Below are 17,539 nucleotides of genomic sequence, written 5' to 3'. Positions count from 1 at the left end.
GCGGTCCATGACTTCAGGGCTCGTTACGCGATTACCTGATCCGAACGTGCCCTGAAATGCAAGGGGCATGGCTTTGGGGGACGGTCTGCGATGCGTCTGCGGTTGGTATGGCAAGCGTATGGCAGATTGTATGGCACGAGCCACCCGCTTGGCCGGTGCTGCTGCGTCAAGGTTGACCTTGGCCTTCCGTTCGGGCAAGGGAAGTGCCGCAAAATACCACGGTTTCAGCGCCCGAAACGGGCAGGAAAGAGCCAGCGATGACTGCGATCCAGCGCGAGAAGATGGAGTATGACGTCGTGATCGTGGGCGCCGGGCCTGCGGGGCTTTCGGCGGCGATCCGGTTGAAGCAACTGGACCCTGAGCGGTCGGTCGTCGTGCTGGAAAAAGGGTCTGAGGTTGGCGCGCATATCCTGTCGGGCGCGGTGCTGGACCCCTCGGGGCTGGATGCGCTGCTGCCCGAATGGAAGAGCATGGGTGCGCCGGTCAGCGTGCCGGTGACCGAGGACAACTTTTACCTTCTGGGCGAGGCAGGGCAAATCCGCATACCGAACTGGCCGATGCCGCCCCTGATGACGAACCACGGCAATTACATCGTCTCGATGGCGAACGTCTGCCGCTGGCTTGCAGGCGTGGCCGAGGGCTTGGGCGTGGAAATCTTCCCCGGCATGTCGTGCAGCGAACTGGTCTTCGATGGCGATCGGGTAGCGGGCGTGGTGGCGGGCGAGTTCGGGCGCGATCCGCAGACCGGCGAGCCGGGGCCGAATTACGAGCCCGGGATGGAACTGTGGGGCAAGTATGTCTTCCTTGGCGAGGGCGTGCGCGGCAGCCTGTCGAAGCAGGTGATCGCGAAGTACGACCTGCAAAAGGGCAAGGAGCCGCAGAAATACGGCCTTGGCATGAAGGAAATCTGGGAGATTGACCCCGCCAAGCACAAGCTGGGCAAGGTCACCCACACGATGGGCTGGCCGCTGGGCAAGAATGCGGGCGGCGGGTCGTTCATCTATCACATTGAAAACAATCAGGTCTACGTCGGCTTCGTGGTGCACCTGAACTACCAGAACCCGCACCTTTACCCCTACATGGAATTCCAGCGCTTTAAGCATCACCCGGTGGTGGCCGACCTGTTGAAGGGCGGAAAGCGCGTGGCCTACGGCGCCCGTGCGATCAGTGAAGGCGGCTACCAGTCAATTCCGAAGATGGTGGCGCCGGGCGTGGCGCTGCTGGGCTGCTCGGCAGGGCTGGTGAACGTGCCGCGGATCAAGGGCAACCACAACGCCATGCTGTCGGGCAAGGCGGCGGCAGAAGCTGCGCACAAGGCGCTGGCCGCTGGCCGCGCGGGCGACGAGTTGTCCGATTACGAGGCCGAGGTAAGGGGCGGCGCGATTGGCCGCGACCTGAAGAAGGTGCGCAACGTCAAGCCCTTGTGGTCGCGCTATGGCCTTGTGGCAAGCCTGATGGGCGGCGGCGCAGACATGTGGGCCAACACCATCGGCCTGACGCTGTTCGGCACGCTGAAGCACGGCAAGACCGACGCCGCGGCGACCGGGCTGGCCAAGGATTTCAAGGTGATCGACTATCCCCGCCCGGATGGGGTGCTGTCGTTCGACCGGCTGACCAACGTCGCCTACAGCTTTACCAACCACGACGAGAACCAGCCTGCGCACCTGAAGCTGAAGGATGCATCGGTTCCGATTGCGGTGAACCTGCCGAAATACGCCGAACCCGCACAGCGCTATTGCCCGGCGGGTGTCTACGAGGTGCTAGGAAGCGGCGCGGACGCGACCTTCCGGATCAACTTTCAGAACTGCGTGCATTGCAAGACCTGCGACATCAAGGACCCGAGCCAGAACATCGTCTGGACCACCCCGATCGGTGGTGGCGGGCCGAATTATCCGAACATGTGAGGCGATCACGCAAAAGTTCGGCCTTGCGGCGGGTGATGGCATCATAGCGGCGGCGGCACGCATTGCCTAGCGGTGCGCGCGCGGCTAGCTTCGCGCAAAGTTCTGACTGGAGAGGCCGGATGCCCACGAATGTCCTTCGCAAGCTGTCGGCCTTTGCGCTTGGCACCGCGATCTGTTCGACACTGATTGCCGGTCCGGGCTTCGGGCAGGATGTCGGCGACTCGGGTGCCTATCTGGCCGCGCGGGTGGCTGAAACCGAGAATGATTTTCGTGCGGCGGCGGTGTGGTACGGCAAGGCGATTCTGGCCGATCCGGGGAATGTTCGCCTGCTGGAAGGCGCGCTTCTGGCGCAGATCGGGGTTGGCGATCTGCATCTGGCAAAGGACGTGGCCGCCCGCCTGAAAGAGCTGGGAGCCACCAGCCAGTTGGCGGAATTCGTGCTGCTGGCCGACGCGGCGTCGCGCGAGGATTATCCGGCGCTGCTGGCGCAAGCCGATGGCGGCCCCGATCTTGGCAAACTTGTCGAGGATCTGGTGACGGCCTGGGCGCTGGTGGGCAACGGGCGCATGTCGGATGCCCTTGCCCGCTTTGACGAGATGACCAAGGTCAAGGGGCTGGAGGCGTTCGGCTATTATCACAAGGCGCTGGCGCTTGCCTCGGTCGGGGATTTCGAGGGTGCAGACAAGATCCTGTCGGGCGAGGAGGCCGGGCCGATCTATGTGATGCGGCGGGGTGTGATCGCACATGCCCAGATCCTGAGCCAACTGGAGCGCAACGCGGATGCGCTGGATCTGCTGGACCGGTCGTTCGGCACCGACCCTGATCCGATGCTGGACACGCTGCGCGCACGTCTGACAGCGGGCGAGCCGGTGCCGTTCGACACCGTGACCTCGGCCCGCGACGGATTGGCCGAGGTGTTCTTTTCGGTCGCAACGGCTCTGAACGGCGATGCCGACCCGGTGCTGACCTTGCTGCACACCCGGATTGCCACCTACCTGCGGCCCGATCACACCGATGCGCGGCTTTTGTCGGCGCAACTGCTTGAAGCGTTGGACCAGCCCGATCTGGCGGTGTCGACCTATGCCATGTTCAAGCCGGAAGACCCGGCCTTCGTCACCGCCGAGATCGGCCGCGCCGGTGCCTTGCAGGCGCAAGGCAAGATGGATGCCGCCCTCGAAGCCTTGCGCGCCTTGGCCAAAAGCCACGGTGATCTGATCATCGTGCAGTCCGCGCTGGGCGATCTCTTGCGCGAGGAAAAGCGGTTCGACGAGGCCGAGGTGGCCTATACCGCCGCGTTGAACTTGGTCACCGAGTCGCAGCCGGAGCAGTGGATCCTGTATTTCTATCGCGGCATCTGCCACGAACAGAGCCAGGACTGGGCCCCGGCCGAGGCGGATTTCCGCGCGGCGCTGGCGCTGAACCCGAACCAGCCGCAGGTGCTGAACTACCTTGGCTACGGGTTGGTGGACCGCGGCGAAAAGCTGGACGAGGCCTTGGCCATGATCGAGCGGGCCGTCGCGGCCGACCCCGAGAAAGGCTACATCATCGACAGTCTGGCTTGGGCGTTGTTCCGGCTGGGCCGCTATGACGAAGCGCTGGTGCCGATGGAAAAGGCCTCGGTGCTGGAGCCGGTCGACCCGGTGGTCACGGACCATCTGGGCGACGTCTACTGGAAGGTCGGGCGGACGCTGGAAGCGCGGTTCCAATGGCATAGGGCGCTGTCGTTCAACCCGACGGAAAAGGATGCCGAACGGATCAGGCGCAAGCTGGAACTCGGGCTGGATGCCGTGATGGCCGACGAGGGCGCGGCAGGAACGAAAGCGGTGAAAGCCGTCGAGAATGGCAACTGATCCGGTTGTCGAATTCGCGCCTGCCAAGATCAATCTGACGCTGCATGTGACCGGACGGCGTGCAGATGGTTACCATCTGTTGGACAGCCTGGTGGTGTTTGCCGGGGTGGGCGACCAGGTGAGTTTGCGCCGCTCGGACATGCTGGACCTGACCATCACCGGCCCTCGGGCAGCGGCACTGCAGGCAGACGACGACAATCTGGTTCAGCGGGCGGCCCGCGTCATGGGCGGCGGCGTGGAGATCACGCTGGACAAGGTGCTGCCCGTGTCATCGGGGATCGGCGGAGGATCGGCCGATGCTGCCGCCACCTTGCGCGCCATCGCGCGCCTCACCGGGCAGGCGTTACCCGATGCGGGCGAGGTTTTGCGGCTTGGCGCGGATGTTCCGGCGTGCCTTGCCGGTCGGCCATTGCGGATGACGGGTGTCGGCGAGGGGCTGCAACCGCTGGCCGCCTTGCCAGACGTCTGGCTGGTGCTGGTCAATCCGGGCGTCAGCGTTTCGACGCCCGAGGTCTTCCGTGTGATGGACGCCCGGGCGAACCCGGCCATGCCGGACCCCCTGCCACCCTTTCCCACATTTGCGGCGCTGGTCGGGTTTCTGCGAACGCAGCGCAACGATCTTGAGGCCCCCGCGCTGCGGTTGGCCCCGGTGATCGGCGAGGTGTTGGCAAGTCTTGCGACAACGCCCGGCTGCCAGTTGGCGCGGATGTCGGGATCGGGCGCGACCTGTTTCGGCCTGTTCTCCACCGCGACCGAGGCAGCCGAGGCAGCGCGCCTGTTGCGGCGGGCGCAGCCGGGCTGGTGGATCGCAGAGGCGCCGGTTCAGAAGTAGCTTTGCACCAGCGCACCGGAAATCAGCGTCCAGCCATCGGCCACGACGAAGAAAATCAGCTTGAACGGCAGCGACACCACGGCGGGCGGCACCATCATCATTCCCATCGACATGAGGACTGCCGCGACCACCAGATCGATGATCAGGAACGGCAGAAAGATCAGAAACCCGATTTCGAACGCGCGCTGGATTTCCGACAGCAGGAATGACGGAATGAGCAGCGACAGCGGGGTTTCGGCCCCGGGCGCCGGGGGCCGCAAGTCCCGCAGGGTTTGCAAGGTCTCAGGATCGACGCGCTGGGCCATGAAGTCGCGGAACGGGGCTATGGCGGCCTGAAGCCCCGGCGCGAGTTCGATGCGGCCACTGGTCAGGGGCTCGATCCCCTCGACCCAGGCCTTGGTAAAGACCGGGTCCATCACATACCATGTCAGGAACATCGCCAGACTGATGATCAGCATGTTCGGCGGGGCCTGTTGCAGCCCGATGGCCTGACGCAGGATCGACAGCACCGTCACGATGAACGGAAAGCAGGTCACCATCACGGCAAGGCCCGGCACGATGCTGAGCACGGTGATCAGAAGCAGCAACTGCACCGATCGAAGCGAGAGCGACCCCTCGCCGCCGAGATCGAGCGACAGCTGCTGCGCGAGCGCCGGGCTGGCGATCAGCGCAAGAATGATCGCAAGCGCGACGCCTCGTTTCATAGCCCGCCACGCAGGTTGGCAACCTCGGTCAGCCGCACGGCAAGCTGCCCGGCCATCTCGCCCTCCAGTTCGGTCAATTCGCCGCGTGCGATCAGCCGGTCACCGACGTAAAGCTCCACCGGGTCATCCACCCGGCGGTCAAGTTGCAGCACGGCATCCTTGCCCAACCTGAGCAGATCCTTGACCAGCGGACGGGCGCGTCCGACCGAGATGGTCACCTCGATCGGCACCTGACCGAACGGGTTGGCGTCAGAAAGTTCATCCATGCTTCGTTTCCTTGTGTGTCAGGCTGAAAAAGCCCTGAACGGCCTGTGCAATTTCCGCCGTGACCTGACCGAGATCCACCTTTGCCTCGACGCGTCCGAAGCGGATGTAGACCTGGCCTTCCCCAAGCGACGGCTCTTCTTCGATGACGAGGGGCAAACCGGTCGCGCGCTCCAGCAGCGATTCAACAGCCGGACGGGCGGCGGGATTGAGCACGAGCGTCAGGGGGGCGTCGGCCATTTCGTCGGCCATCGGCATCAGGGTTTCAAGCACGATGGGCGCAAGCGTGTCGCGCGCCATTTCCGGCAGAAGGCGGTTCGTCATCTCCACGATCAGGGGGCGGATCGCCTGCAACACATGGCCGCGCGCCTCGTGGTAGGTGAAGGCGAGGCTTTGCAGATTGCGGGCAAGATCGGCGCGGATGCGCGTCTGGTCGTTGCCTAGCGCGGCACTCGCATCGTCCCAGCCAGCGGTGTAGCCCTGTTCGAACGAGGCGATCTTTGCGTCCTCCAGCGCGCTGGCCTGCACCAGCGGCAATTCCGCGCCATCGGCGGTGGTTTCGGTGTCGAAGACTTCCAGATTGACGAAGCCCATCAGGCGCGCTCCTCCTCATGTTCCATCCAGCCGCGAAGTATCTCTATCGACTCGGTCTGGCGTTTTTCGATCAGGCGTCGCAGGCGGGCCGCGGGGTCGTTGTCCTGCTCGGCCTCGGGATCGGCCGCGTCGCCGTAGGCGGGGATCGAGCCAAGCGACGCGCTGGCGTAACCGGACTGCACCTCGCCGGTCAGCGCCCCACCGTAATTTGCGGAGGGCAACGCCAAGGGGGTGTCGGGGGCTGCCAAGGCCCGCGTCGCACTGGCCGAGGTCAGAATCGGGCGGACGACGAACAGGCCAAGCACCACGGCCACCAGCGCAAGCACTGCGGTCTGGATCATGGTCATCACGTCAAGCGTGCCGACCGGCGGAAACAGGGTGCTGGTCGCCTCGGTCCCCTCCACCGCGATTTCCTGGAATTCCAGCGATTTCAGGGTCAGGACGTCGCCGCGCGCCTCGTCGAGCCCGACGGCCGAAGCGACGAGTTCGCGGAGCGCGGCGAGTTCATCTTCGGCGCGCGGGGCCCAGGTGCGGGTGCCGTCTGCGGCGATCGCGGCCTGACCGTCGACCATGACCGCAACCGTCAGTCGGCGGATCGCGCCGGGGCTTTTCACAACCTCGCGCGATGTTTCCGAAACCTCGTAGTTCACCCGCTCGCGGGTTTCGGTGGATTGACTTTTCCCGGCGGAGCCTTGCGCCGCATCACCTTCGGGCAGGTTGGACGCCACTGTGACGTCGCCGCCCGGTTCGGTGCTGGAGCCGGTCTTTTCCTCGGTCTCGGACGAGATGGCGACCCGGCCCTGCGGATCGAAGGTCCGCTCGGTGATCTGTTCGCGTTCGGAAACCAGATCCACCGCAACCTCGACCACGGCTTTGCCGGGCCCGACCCGTGCGGCCAAAAGCCGTTCGACATTGCCCTTGATCGCCGCCGCCCGGGTGGCTGCATCGGTCCCCTCGAACTCGCCCTCTTCCTTCCCGCCGATCAGCCCGCCGACCGTGTCGATGATCTGGACATCATCCGGTCGCATCCCGGAAACCGCACTGGCCACCAGATGGCGGATCGCCCGGGCCTGTGTTTCGGAAAGCTGGCCGGTGGTGGTGGTCAGGGTGACCGAGCCGCTGGCCTGCACGTCGGGCTGAAACGCGCGGGTTGGTGCGCTGGCAAGGTGTACACGGGCCGCCCGCACCTCTGGCATCGCAAGGATCGTGCGCGCCAGCTCGCCCTCCTTGGCGCGCCAGTAGGCGGCATCGAACATCTGGGACGTGGTCCCGAAACCCGACAGCGAATCGAGGAGTTCATAGCCGCCGCCACCCGCCGCCGGCAGCCCTTCGGCCGCCAGCGCCATGCGCAGGCTGTCGCGTTGGCTGGCATCGACATTGATGGCGTCGCCGCGGATCTGGTAGGCCACCCCCTGCTGTTCCAGCGCGGCGATGACATCCCCCGCAGCCGCAGGCTCCAACCCAGAGTAGAGCAGGACCATGTCGGGCTGGCTGGCAATCCGGCTGAGGCCAAGCACCGCGGCGAACATCGCCACGGTGGCGGCCACAAGGAACACCCTGCGGCGCATGTTCAGGGACATCCAGATCGCGATCAGGTTCTGCAAGGCAACACTCCGCTGCGAGGGCTTCTGCCGTCGGGTTCAGGAATGGGGCATGCGCCTTAACAATCGGTTAGTGACCTTCGGCCTATCTTCCAGACGAGCGAAGAATGGAGAACAGGCATGGCCACGGCCGATGCAGCCCTGAGCGAAATCCCGAAGCCACGCAGGAAACTGGGGCTGCTGATCGGCGTCCTGTCGGCAGTGGTTCTGGGCGCGGCGGGGTTCTATGCCACGTGGTCCGGCCTGATTCTGGGCCAGAGCGAAGCACACAGTGAAGAGGCCGTGCCCCAGCCGCTGAAGGGCATCGCCTTCGTGCCGCTGGAAACGATGGTCGTGTCGCTTGGCCCGGATGCGACCAGCAGCCACCTGCGTTTTTCGGCGCAGGTCGAGGTCGTGGACAGCGCGGTTGCGGATGTCACGCTGCTGTCGCCCCGGATTCTTGATGTGCTGAACAGCTACCTGCGCGCCATCGATGCCTCAGCGATCGAAGACCCCAGCGCGATGGCAAGACTGCGCGCACAGATGCTGCGGCGCATCCAGATCGTGACGGGGGAAGGCCGGGTGCGCGACCTGCTTATCACCGAATTCGTGTTGAACTGAGGAGAGCCGCGATGGAACTCATTGCCGATGTCTTGATGGTTGCAGGCTCTTTCGGAGCGGCGTTCTATTGCCATGTCCTGTCCCTGCGCCTGAAGCGCTTTACCACGCTGGAAACCGGGATGGGCGGCGCGATTGCCGTGTTGTCCGCGCAGGTCGACGACATGACCCGCGCGCTGGACAAGGCGCAAGGTGCCGCCAACGGATCGGCCTCCAGTCTGGAGGCGCTGACCCTGCGGGGCGAGGCTGTGGCCAAGCGGCTGGAACTGCTGGTGGCATCGCTGCACGATCTGCCCGACCCGGGACTGACTGTTGCGGCCGCCTCGCGCCCGGAAGCGGTTGAAGATACCTTGGTCGAAGCGGACCGGCGCCTGCGGTTCGTTCGCCGGCGTGGCCAGCGCGAAACGCTGGAGGCGGCGGAATGAGCGGGCGGGGCCGTTCGGGGCGGGGCACCTTGTTCATCGTGGCGCTGCTTCTGGCGGCGTCGGGAGCTTTGCGGGTGGGATCTGGCGTTGGCGCCGCGTTGGCGCGGACCGACGAAAGCGCTGCTGACGCAGCGACGCCGCCGCTTGATTGCCCCGCCCCGCCGATTGCTCTGGCCGAAGCGCTTCAACTGCGGGAGGACCGTCTTGTGGCCCGCGAGGCGACGCTGCAGGACCGGCTTGCCGCGCTTGACCTGGCCGAAAGCGCGATCACTGCACGGATGGTCGACATGCAGGCGCTGGAGGACAAGCTGCGCGCAACCGTCGCGCTGGCCGATGGCGCCGCCGAGGCCGACGTGGAGCGTCTGACGGCGGTTTACCAGGCGATGAAGCCAAAGGATGCGGCCGCGCTGTTCGAGGCGATGGCACCGGAATTCGCTGCCGGCTTCCTGGGCCGAATGCAGCCGGATGCCGCTGCGGCGATCCTGTCCGGCATGTCTTCGGAAGCCGCCTACGGGGTCAGTGTAATTGTCGCGGGCCGCAACGCCGGTGCGCCGAAGGATTGATCCGCAATCCTGCGAATCGTCAGAAAGACTTAACCGCGCGCAGGGATACTGCGGCACAGGGTATCTTGTAGATAGGTAGATTGAATGCTTGGCCTTGTCGGCATTGCCGTCATCTTGATCATGGTTTTCGGAGGCTACGTCGCCGCAGGCGGCAAGATGGGCATCATTCTCAAGGCCCTGCCGTTCGAGATGGCGATGATCGGAGGCGCCGCGGTGGGCGCGTTCCTGATTTCCAATGATATTTCGGCGGTAAAGCACACGCTCAAGGACATCGGCAAGGTGTTCAAGGGGCCGAAGTGGAAGACGGCCGATTACAAGGATCTGCTGTGCCTGCTGTTTGAACTGGTTCGCCTGTCGCGCGGGAACCCCGTCGCGCTTGAAGAGCATGTCGAAAACCCGACGACCTCGCCGATTTTCGCCCGCTATCCGCGCATCCAGAACGACCACGAGGCGATCGACCTGATCTGCGACACGCTGCGCGCCGCCTCGATGAACTACGACGACCCGCACCAAGTGGAAGAGGTGCTCGACAAGCGGATGGAAGCCACGCTGAACCATTCGATGCACTCCAGCCACGCACTGCAGACTGTGGCTGACGGGCTTCCGGCGCTTGGGATTGTTGCGGCCGTGCTGGGCGTGATCAAGACCATGGGCTCCATCGACCAGCCGCCGGAAGTGCTGGGCAAGATGATCGGCGGTGCGCTGGTCGGCACGTTCCTGGGGGTGTTTCTGGCGTATGGGCTGATGGGGCCGTTTGCCGCGCGGCTGAAGACGGTGGTCGAGGATGACGCGCATTTCTACCACCTGATTCGTGAGGTTCTGGTGGCAAACCTGCACAGGCACCCTGCGAACATCTGCATCGAGGTTGGGCGCCAGAACACGCCGCACCATCTGCGACCGGGCTTCGGCGATCTGGAAGACGCGCTGCGCGGTTTGAAGCAGGATGCAGCATGATGCGCATCATCCTGAGCCTGCTTGCCATCCTGCTGGCGACACCGGCCTTGGCGCAGACTGCAAAGGTAACCTCGGGGGAACATGCCGATTTCACCCGGCTTGTGGTTACCTTGCCGGACAAGGCTGAATGGCGTTTTGGACGGACCGAGGCCGGCTACGAACTGGTCGCCGCCGCATTGCCCGCGCTCCGCTACGATCTGTCCGGCATCTGGGACCGTATTCCGCGCAGCCGCCTCACCAACGTCTGGGCCGACCCGACGACCGGCGCGCTACAGCTGTCGCTTGGGTGCGCGTGCCACGCCTTCCCGTTCGAATTTGAACCGGGAACCATCGTGATCGACCTGCGCAACGGGCCGGCTCCGCCCGGTTCGGAGTTCGAGGCCGCGCTGGATGGGAGCGCGGTTGTTGCGCTTGCAAACGGGCCGGACGTCGTCGCCGAACCATCTGAAGCCTCGGGTTTCGACTGGCTTCAGGCCGCGCGCGGCCCGGCCGAACCGATCGCAGCCGGCGCATTGCCCACCGTTCCGCTGGCCACTGGGCGGGTCTCGCTGGGCCCGCTTCGCGACACGCTCTTGATGGAGATCAGCAGGGGCGCGGCCGAGGGGATGGTGGACGTGACGCCAAAGGGTCTGGTCCCGCCGCGGGCCGAGGCACCCCCCGGCGATCTGCCGTGGTCACAGGTTTCGATCGGCGAATTGTCGGGCTTCGCTGTTGGCGCAACGGTTCCCGCTACGGGCGAGATGCAGGCGGACGGTGCTGCCTGCATTGGGGATGCAAGTTTGGACATTGCCAAATGGGGGGGTGACGGCCCCGAGGCGCTTCGCATCGCCGAAGCGCGCGGTGGCCTGCTGGGCGAGTTTGATGTGCCGGACCCGCTGGCCGTCAAGCGCGCGGTGCGCCACCACCTGTTCCTGGGTTTCGGCGCCGAGGCGCTGCAATACCTGGGCCTTCTGGATCCGTCGGGACCGGAAGACCCCGAGGCGCGCATCTACCAAAGCATCGCCCGTGCCGTGGATGGCATGCAAGACCCGGAAAGCCCGCTCGCGCGGATGCTGGCGTGCGACAGTGCGGCGGCACTTTGGGCGGCGCTTCTGCATGACCGTTTGCCTGCTGGGGCCAAACCGAACATACCCGCCATCCTGCGCGGCTTTTTCGACCTGCCGCCGCATCTGAGGCAGCACCTTGGACCGGGCCTCGCCGACCGGTTTATTGCGTCCGGAGATATCGAGGCGGCCCGGTCGGTGCGCGATGCGACGGCGCGTGTTCCCGACATCCCGGGGCAGGATGTCGCCCTGCTCGACGCAAAGGTGGATCTGGGCCAAGGTCGTCTGGACGAGGCCGACGCCAAGGCCGAGGCGGCGCTGAAGGCTGGCGGACCCGCCGGTCTGAACGCCAGCCTCGCACTTGTCGAGGCCAGGTTCCGAAAGCTTGAGCCGGTTGGCCCCGACCTGCCCGTTGCCGTGAGTTCCTATCTGGCCGAGGCCGAGGGCACCCCCGACCATCCCGCACTGCGCCGCGCCCTGGTGCTTTCGTTCGCCCTCGCCGGGCAGACGGGAAATGCGCAGGCAGCCCTTGCCGCGTCGCCCGAGACAGAGCCAGATTTCTGGCGGGTCGTCGGCGCAAGGGCAACCGACGCTGATCTGCTTCAGGTCGCCATCCTGCCCGTCACATCACCCCACCCCGCTGCCGAGCCTGAAATTTCGGTTCAGATTGCGCGTCGGCTGGTTGCCCTTGGCTTCGCCGACGCGGCGCTGCACTGGCTCGGAGCTCAGGACCAGACCGCCCCGCCCGAGACGAGGTTGCTGGCCGCGGAGGCAGAGTTGATGCGTGGGGATGCGCGCGCCGCGCGTGACCTTCTTTCAGGCATCGACACGCCGGCCGCCGAAGCGACACGCGCAAAGGCCCTGTTTGCACTCGGATCCATCGGCCCCGCTGCCGACAGCGCACGCGCGGGGGGCGATCTGGTGACGGGTGAACGGCTCGAAATCTGGAACCGCAACTGGCCCGAAGTTGCGCAGAACGGGCCGAGCCCTTGGCAAGAGGCCGCTGCGATTACCCTCGCCGTTACCACGGAGGGGACCGAGGCCGGTCTTCTTGCGCAAGGTGCTGCGTCAGCCGACCGCAGCCAGAAGGTTCGCGATGCGGTGGCAGGCCTTTTGGAAGACGTAGCGCAGCCCGCGGCATCGCCCTGACGCCGCTAACCTCTTGGCAAGGTTTAGCTTCTACATCTGATGCTGACCGCTGGCAGGACGCTGGCGGGGGAGCGCAGAATGAGCCCGAAGACGCACCATGTCCTGTTGCTTGGCCATATCGTAGCCAGCGTTCTTGGCTTGACGACCGTCAAGCAGGCCGGGGCCGCCACGGATCAGGCGGTCCTGTGTCAGGAAGCGGCGGCGGAAGCTGCCAGAGAAACAGGGGTGCCGCGCGACGTGTTGCTCGCCATTGCGCTGGTCGAAACCGGCAGGAGCGACGGCAGTGGGCAGCGACCGTGGCCGTGGGCGGTGAACCTTGGGGGCGAGGGGCGATGGCTGGCGTCAAAGGCCGAGGCGGCCGAATATGCGCAAGCGGCGGTCTCGTCAGGGGCCACGAACGTCGACATCGGCTGCTTTCAGCTGAACTATCGGTGGCACGCCGAGAATTTCGCCTCGCTGGACGAGATGCTCGACCCTTGGGCTAATGCGCGTTACGCGGCGGACTATCTCTCGCGGTTGTATGTCGAGGCGGGCAACTGGTCTGACGCCGCTGCCGCCTATCATTCCCGCACGCCCGAACACGCAGCGCGCTATCAGGCAAAGTTCGAGCAGACCCTTGCGTCGTTGGACACCGGTCTTTTGCCCCCGCCGTTGGCGGCGCCGACCCGGCGTGAGAATCTCTTTCCCCTGTTGGTGCAAGGCACCGCTGGCGGTCGGGGGTCGCTTGTTCCGGTGTCGCATTCGCGGCGCCGCTTGATCGGGGGCCCGTGACATGAAGGGCAGCCCGACCCTTGCGGCTATGATCTTTCGGCCGACCATCCTTCTGGCGCTGGGCCTTATGGCGGTGATCATGATGATGATCCTGCCGGTCCCGCCGTGGCTTCTGGATCTGGGGCTGGCTGTCTCGTTTTCTCTTGCCATCCTGATGCTGACCATTTCGCTGTTCATCGAGCGCCCGCTGGATTTTTCGGCGTTTCCGACCATCCTGCTCGCCTCGCTCCTCCTTCGCCTGTCGCTCAACGTCTCGTCCACGAAACTGATCATCGGAGAGGGTCATACCGGCACCGACGCCGCAGGCCATGTGATCGAGGGTTTTGCCAATTTCATCATGGGTGGCAGCGTCGTTCTGGGGCTGGTGATCTTCATCGTGCTGCTGATCGTGAACTTCATCGTGATCACCAAGGGCGCAGGCCGCATGGCCGAGGTTGGCGCGCGTTTCGCGCTGGACGGGATGCCGGGGCGCCAGCTTGCCATTGATGCGGACATGGCTGCCGGGGCGATCGATCACGCCGAGGCCAAGCGGCGCAGGGAGCAGGAATTGGCCGAGACGAATTTCTTCGGCTCGCTCGACGGGGCATCGAAATTCGTGAAGGGCGACGCGATCGCGGGATTGCTGATCACGGCACTCAACATTGTGGTTGGCCTGTTCATGGGCATTTTCGTGCACGACATGGAGCCGCGCGTCGCCTTCGAGACCTATACGATCCTGACGGTTGGGGACGGTCTGGTCAGCCAGATTCCGGCCGTCATCATTTCGGTGGCTGCGGCCCTGCTTTTGGCCAAGGGAAGCCAGAAGGGCGCGGCCGACGTGTCGTTCTTTGCCCAGCTTGGTCAGTACCCCGGCGCGCTTGGCACCGTCGCGCTGCTGATGGGCCTGTTTGCGATAGTCCCGGGGATGCCGTTCCTGCCCTTCATGTTGGCGGCGGTCGTGCTGGGCGTTTCCGCCTGGACGCTGTCAAAGAAGATGCGGGTTGCGAGCGAGACACCGGTCGCGCTCGTCGAGCCCGCACGCCCGAAGTCGATCGGCGATGTGCTGGATTTCGACGACATCCACATCGAGTTTGCGCCGAACCTCGTCGCCATGGCGCTTGATCCGGCGACCGGCCTCGACAGCCGCATCGCGAACATGCGCAACCATATCGCTTCGGCCTTCGGCTTCATCCTGCCCGAAATCCGTCTGACCGATGAAGCCGCCTTGCCGCCGGGCCAGTACCGGATACGCCTTCAAGGCGTGGAACGGGTCGCCGACCGGTTGCTTCCGGACCGGGTTCTGGCGCTGATGTCCGACGGGATCATCGCCCCCGAAGGCGTAGACGTGAAAGAGCCGGTTTATGGTGCGGCTGCTAGGTGGATCCGGCCTGACCAGCAGGAAGATGCGGCTCTGGCTGGTCTGACGGTCGTATCCCCGACCGAAGTGCTGGCAACGCATCTGCTGGAAGTGCTGAAGGTTAACCTTTCCCGGCTGCTGACGCTTCGGGGCCTGAGGCGGCTCCTGGACGAATTCGTCCGGCTGAGCGATCCGGTACGGGCCGAGGCGAACCGCCGCCTGCTGGACGAGCTGCTGCCCGAGAAGGTGCCGCTTGACCTGCTGCACGCCGTCCTGCGGCTGCTGCTGGAAGAAAGGGTGTCGATCCGCAACCTGCCGCTGATCCTCGAGGCGGTTGCCGAAGCGCGCCATCACGGCAGCCCGGAGGCGATCTGTGAACATGTGCGCCAACGACTGGGCTTCCAGATCGTTGCCGAGTTGAAGCGCGCGGATGGCTCGATCCCGTTGATCCAGCTGGCCCCGGAATGGGAAAAGACCTTCGCGACCTACCAGATCGAGGGTGACCGCGGGCAGCGCGACATCGCCCTGCCACCAGAGCTTTTCGCAAGGCTTGCCAATGGTTTGACCGAAAAGGTCAATCGCACGGCCGAAAGCGGTATCTATCCTGCGCTGGTAACCTCGGTGGCTCGCCGGCGGTTCTTGCGGACCGTGGTGCAGGCAAAGGGGCTTCAGATGGCGGTTCTGTCGTACGAGGAAATCGGTTCGGATGCCCGGCCGGCGCTTTTGGGGCAGGTCGCCGCATGACCGGGGTGGTGACCGAACTTGCCGGTCTTCTGGACCTGAGCGAGCAGTATTTCTGGATTGCCGTTCTGGTGTTCCTTCGCACCGGGGCCCTTGTGGCCTTGCTGCCGGCGTTGGGGGAGCAGGCGGTGCCGCAGCGGGTGAAGCTGGTCTTTGTTCTGGCGTTCACCGCGATCGTGCTGCCCGTCGTCGCCGCCGGAGCGCCGACGGTGACCCCCGGCGTTGTGACGTTCGGGTCGGAAGTGGTGGCGGGGCTCATCCTCGGGATCGGGCTGCGGCTGTTCATTCTGGCGCTGCAGACCGCCGCCTCGATCATCGCGCAGGCCACCACCTTGTCGCAGCTTTTTGCCGGCGCCGCCCCCGAACCGCAGCCGGCCATCGGCAACCTCTTCATCGTGGCGGGCCTTGCACTGGCGGTGAATGCGGGGCTGCATGTTCGCGCGGCAGAGCTTTTGATCTTGTCCTACGACATCCTGCCGCAGGGTCGCCCGCCGACGTCGGCCGATGTTGCGGACTGGGGGCTGTCGCTGATCGTGTCCACCTTCAGCCTTGCCTTTTCGCTGGCGGCCCCATTCGTCATCGCGTCGATGATCTACAATCTGGCGCTTGGCGCGATCAACCGCGCGATGCCGCAACTGATGGTGTCCTTCATCGGCGCCCCCGCACAGACGCTTGGCGCGCTGGCGATGCTGGCGGTGGCAACGCCGGTGCTGCTCGCGGTCTGGCTGCAGGCGTTTGAAGCCCACCTCCTCCAGCCTTTTGCCGTGCAGAGATGAGCGAGGAAGACCAGGAAAGCGCCGACAAGGAACACGACGCGTCGCCGCAGCGCCTGGAACAGGCGCGCAAGGACGGCGACATTCCGCGATCGATCGATCTTCAGGCCGCAGCAAGCACGGCCGGGTTCGTTCTGGCCTTCGCGACCCTCGGGTCCTGGATCGTGACCTCCACCGGCACCGCAGGCATGGTGCTGCTTGATCAGTCCGACAGGTTTGCCGCGTTGATTTCAGCGGGGGCATCCGGCCCAATAGGTGGCTTGCTGCTGGCCGTGGGCCTGCCTCTCATGGCGATCCTGATGCTGCCGATTCTGGCCGTCCTCGGCCTTGTCTTCGCGACGCGCAGCTTTCTGGTCACGCCCTCGCTCCTTGCTCCCAAACTGTCCCGCATTTCGCCGGTCGCGACGCTGAAGCACAAGTTCGGTCCGGAAGGACTGGTGGAGTTCACCAAGAGCACGGTCAAGATGCTGCTGGTCGCGGCCGTGCTCTACTGGTTTCTTGCGGGCAGAGCCGAAGAAATCCTTGCGACCATCTACCTCGAGCCGATGCCGGCTTCGGTCGTGCTGTCCAGGCTCACCCTCGACTTCCTGTCGATCATTCTGGTGCTGACGATCGTGATCGGCGGCGTGGACTACCTGTGGCAACGGCGTCTGCACGCCAGCCGCAACCGGATGTCCCGCAAGGAGATGATGGACGAATTCAAGGAAAGCGAAGGCGATCCGCAGATGAAGGCGTCGCGTCGGCAGCGGGCGCAAGAGGTGGCGAACAACCGGATGCTTGCCGACATCGCCACTGCCGATGTGATCGTCGTGAACCCGACGCATTACGCGGTTGCGCTTCGGTGGGATCGCAGCAGGGGAGGGGCGCCGATCTGCGTCGCGAAGGGTGTCGATGAAATCGCCCGCCAGATCCGTGAGCGGGCCGCGCTGCATGCCGTTCCGATCCACCGCGATCCACCGGCTGCACGCGCGATGTTCGCGACGGTCGAGATCGGCCAGGAAATCCGTCCAGAGCATTACCGCGCCGTCGCCGCCTCCATCCGCTTCGCCGAGACGATGCGCAAGAAGGCGCGCCGCTCATGACACAAAAGAGCGATGTCGCGAACCTCATCGCCCTCACCGCGCTGGTTCTGGATCAACGGCTGCAACAGTTGCGCTTGGCCGCAGCGGCCCGGGACCGAAGCCGGAGGCAGATCGCTGCCCTCGACCTGCCACCGACCGACCACGACCTGCCCTTGCCGATCGCCGGTCAGGTCAGCCTTGCCTACGAGCGTTGGGCCGACCTGCGCCGGACCGAGCTGAACGCGCTGATCGCGCGTCAGACCGTCGAGTGGATGGCGGCCCGGTCGGCAGCGTCACTGGCTTTCGGAAGGGCTGAAGCGCTGCGCGGGCTTGCGGCACGGCAGGCACGGGAAAAGCCGCGCGCCCCCTGATCGGGC

General features: G+C 65.2%; 17 protein-coding genes. 13 read left to right on the top strand and 4 right to left on the bottom strand.

All coding sequences use genetic code 11. From position 1 onward, the window contains the following. Positions 1-257 precede the first annotated feature (257 nt). The 3 genes from ACROUL_RS00460 (at position 258) to ACROUL_RS00450 (ending at position 4,586) form a co-directional block, all read left to right on the top strand. Positions 258-1,904, top strand: a complete 1,647-nt coding sequence (locus tag ACROUL_RS00460; protein WP_431297598.1) for a 4Fe-4S dicluster domain-containing protein — start codon at positions 258-260, stop codon at positions 1,902-1,904. Positions 1,905-2,023: 119 nt separating this feature from the next. After that, positions 2,024-3,754 (top strand): tetratricopeptide repeat protein, encoded by a 1,731-nt coding sequence (locus ACROUL_RS00455; protein ID WP_431297597.1) that lies wholly within the window; start codon positions 2,024-2,026, stop codon positions 3,752-3,754. Beyond that, positions 3,744-4,586 (top strand): 4-(cytidine 5'-diphospho)-2-C-methyl-D-erythritol kinase, encoded by an 843-nt coding sequence (locus tag ACROUL_RS00450; protein ID WP_431297596.1) that lies wholly within the window; start codon positions 3,744-3,746, stop codon positions 4,584-4,586. Before ACROUL_RS00455 ends, ACROUL_RS00450 begins: the two co-directional genes overlap by 11 nt. On the opposite strand, the gene fliP is transcribed toward ACROUL_RS00450, so the two are convergent. Genes fliP through fliF form a run of 4 tightly spaced genes read right to left on the bottom strand, consistent with a single transcriptional unit; the run spans position 4,577 to position 7,752 of the window. Then, a complete protein-coding gene (gene fliP, locus ACROUL_RS00445; RefSeq protein ID WP_431297595.1) occupies positions 4,577-5,290 on the bottom strand; it encodes a flagellar type III secretion system pore protein FliP in 714 nt (237 codons plus the stop codon). The genes ACROUL_RS00450 and fliP overlap by 10 nt on opposite strands. Continuing rightward, complete coding sequence (locus ACROUL_RS00440) at positions 5,287-5,556, bottom strand: FliM/FliN family flagellar motor switch protein (protein ID WP_431297594.1); 270 nt, start codon at positions 5,554-5,556, stop codon at positions 5,287-5,289. The genes fliP and ACROUL_RS00440 overlap by 4 nt, the downstream gene beginning before the upstream one ends. After that, positions 5,549-6,148 (bottom strand): flagellar biosynthesis protein, encoded by a 600-nt coding sequence (locus ACROUL_RS00435; RefSeq protein WP_431297593.1) that lies wholly within the window; start codon positions 6,146-6,148, stop codon positions 5,549-5,551. The genes ACROUL_RS00440 and ACROUL_RS00435 overlap by 8 nt, the downstream gene beginning before the upstream one ends. Next, the gene (gene fliF / locus ACROUL_RS00430) at positions 6,148-7,752 is read right to left on the bottom strand and encodes a flagellar basal-body MS-ring/collar protein FliF (protein ID WP_431297592.1); all 1,605 of its coding nucleotides are present in this window, start codon (positions 7,750-7,752) and stop codon (positions 6,148-6,150) included. Before fliF ends, ACROUL_RS00435 begins: the two co-directional genes overlap by 1 nt. Positions 7,753-7,869: 117 nt before the next feature. On the opposite strand from fliF, the gene ACROUL_RS00425 reads away from it, so the two are divergent. From ACROUL_RS00425 to ACROUL_RS00380, 10 genes are all read left to right on the top strand, one after another. Beyond that, positions 7,870-8,349: a flagellar basal body-associated FliL family protein gene (locus ACROUL_RS00425; protein ID WP_431297591.1), complete on the top strand. Its 480-nt coding sequence runs from the start codon at positions 7,870-7,872 to the stop codon at positions 8,347-8,349. A gap of 11 nt (positions 8,350-8,360) precedes the next feature. Beyond that, positions 8,361-8,771 carry a hypothetical protein gene (locus ACROUL_RS00420; protein ID WP_431297590.1) on the top strand — a complete coding sequence of 137 codons (411 nt, stop codon included), beginning with the start codon at positions 8,361-8,363 and terminating at the stop codon, positions 8,769-8,771. Beyond that, the gene (locus ACROUL_RS00415; RefSeq protein ID WP_431297589.1) at positions 8,768-9,334 is read left to right on the top strand and encodes a MotE family protein; all 567 of its coding nucleotides are present in this window, start codon (positions 8,768-8,770) and stop codon (positions 9,332-9,334) included. The genes ACROUL_RS00420 and ACROUL_RS00415 overlap by 4 nt, the downstream gene beginning before the upstream one ends. An 84-nt stretch (positions 9,335-9,418) precedes the next feature. Beyond that, positions 9,419-10,288, top strand: a complete 870-nt coding sequence (gene motA / locus ACROUL_RS00410; protein ID WP_431297588.1) for a flagellar motor stator protein MotA — start codon at positions 9,419-9,421, stop codon at positions 10,286-10,288. Then, complete coding sequence (locus ACROUL_RS00405; protein WP_431297587.1) at positions 10,285-12,480, top strand: hypothetical protein; 2,196 nt, start codon at positions 10,285-10,287, stop codon at positions 12,478-12,480. Before motA ends, ACROUL_RS00405 begins: the two co-directional genes overlap by 4 nt. A gap of 78 nt (positions 12,481-12,558) precedes the next feature. Further along, positions 12,559-13,251, top strand: coding sequence for a transglycosylase SLT domain-containing protein (locus tag ACROUL_RS00400; RefSeq protein ID WP_431297586.1), 693 nt, complete (start codon positions 12,559-12,561; stop codon positions 13,249-13,251). Between the two features lies 1 nt (position 13,252). Further along, a complete protein-coding gene (gene flhA / locus ACROUL_RS00395) occupies positions 13,253-15,331 on the top strand; it encodes a flagellar biosynthesis protein FlhA (protein WP_431297585.1) in 2,079 nt (692 codons plus the stop codon). Further along, complete coding sequence (locus ACROUL_RS00390) at positions 15,328-16,104, top strand: flagellar biosynthetic protein FliR (protein ID WP_431297584.1); 777 nt, start codon at positions 15,328-15,330, stop codon at positions 16,102-16,104. Before flhA ends, ACROUL_RS00390 begins: the two co-directional genes overlap by 4 nt. Then, entirely contained in the window at positions 16,101-17,183 is a 1,083-nt protein-coding gene (locus ACROUL_RS00385) for an EscU/YscU/HrcU family type III secretion system export apparatus switch protein (RefSeq protein WP_431297583.1), read from the top strand. The genes ACROUL_RS00390 and ACROUL_RS00385 overlap by 4 nt, the downstream gene beginning before the upstream one ends. Then, complete coding sequence (locus tag ACROUL_RS00380) at positions 17,180-17,533, top strand: hypothetical protein (RefSeq protein ID WP_431297582.1); 354 nt, start codon at positions 17,180-17,182, stop codon at positions 17,531-17,533. The genes ACROUL_RS00385 and ACROUL_RS00380 overlap by 4 nt, the downstream gene beginning before the upstream one ends. Positions 17,534-17,539: the final 6 nt, after the last annotated feature.

Source organism: Tabrizicola sp. BL-A-41-H6, assembly GCF_050632395.1.
GTDB lineage: Bacteria > Pseudomonadota > Alphaproteobacteria > Rhodobacterales > Rhodobacteraceae > JAUYQR01.
The sequence above is the reverse complement of the archived record's forward strand: the minus strand, read 5'-3'. Positions and strand labels throughout refer to the sequence as shown.

Excerpts from the sequence above, each read along its gene's own strand:
- ACROUL_RS00390 (WP_431297584.1), top strand. The coding sequence starts at position 15,328 with ATGACCGGGGTGGTGACCGAACTTGCCGGTCTTCTGGACCTGAGCGAG.
- ACROUL_RS00435 (WP_431297593.1), bottom strand. The coding sequence starts at position 6,148 with ATGGGCTTCGTCAATCTGGAAGTCTTCGACACCGAAACCACCGCCGAT.
- ACROUL_RS00405 (WP_431297587.1), top strand. The coding sequence starts at position 10,285 with ATGATGCGCATCATCCTGAGCCTGCTTGCCATCCTGCTGGCGACACCG.
- ACROUL_RS00440 (WP_431297594.1), bottom strand. The coding sequence starts at position 5,556 with ATGGATGAACTTTCTGACGCCAACCCGTTCGGTCAGGTGCCGATCGAG.
- fliP (WP_431297595.1), bottom strand. The coding sequence starts at position 5,290 with ATGAAACGAGGCGTCGCGCTTGCGATCATTCTTGCGCTGATCGCCAGC.
- ACROUL_RS00420 (WP_431297590.1), top strand. The coding sequence starts at position 8,361 with ATGGAACTCATTGCCGATGTCTTGATGGTTGCAGGCTCTTTCGGAGCG.
- ACROUL_RS00460 (WP_431297598.1), top strand. The coding sequence starts at position 258 with ATGACTGCGATCCAGCGCGAGAAGATGGAGTATGACGTCGTGATCGTG.
- ACROUL_RS00385 (WP_431297583.1), top strand. The coding sequence starts at position 16,101 with ATGAGCGAGGAAGACCAGGAAAGCGCCGACAAGGAACACGACGCGTCG.
- ACROUL_RS00380 (WP_431297582.1), top strand. The coding sequence starts at position 17,180 with ATGACACAAAAGAGCGATGTCGCGAACCTCATCGCCCTCACCGCGCTG.
- ACROUL_RS00450 (WP_431297596.1), top strand. The coding sequence starts at position 3,744 with ATGGCAACTGATCCGGTTGTCGAATTCGCGCCTGCCAAGATCAATCTG.
- motA (WP_431297588.1), top strand. The coding sequence starts at position 9,419 with ATGCTTGGCCTTGTCGGCATTGCCGTCATCTTGATCATGGTTTTCGGA.
- ACROUL_RS00415 (WP_431297589.1), top strand. The coding sequence starts at position 8,768 with ATGAGCGGGCGGGGCCGTTCGGGGCGGGGCACCTTGTTCATCGTGGCG.
- ACROUL_RS00455 (WP_431297597.1), top strand. The coding sequence starts at position 2,024 with ATGCCCACGAATGTCCTTCGCAAGCTGTCGGCCTTTGCGCTTGGCACC.
- flhA (WP_431297585.1), top strand. The coding sequence starts at position 13,253 with ATGAAGGGCAGCCCGACCCTTGCGGCTATGATCTTTCGGCCGACCATC.
- ACROUL_RS00425 (WP_431297591.1), top strand. The coding sequence starts at position 7,870 with ATGGCCACGGCCGATGCAGCCCTGAGCGAAATCCCGAAGCCACGCAGG.
- ACROUL_RS00400 (WP_431297586.1), top strand. The coding sequence starts at position 12,559 with ATGAGCCCGAAGACGCACCATGTCCTGTTGCTTGGCCATATCGTAGCC.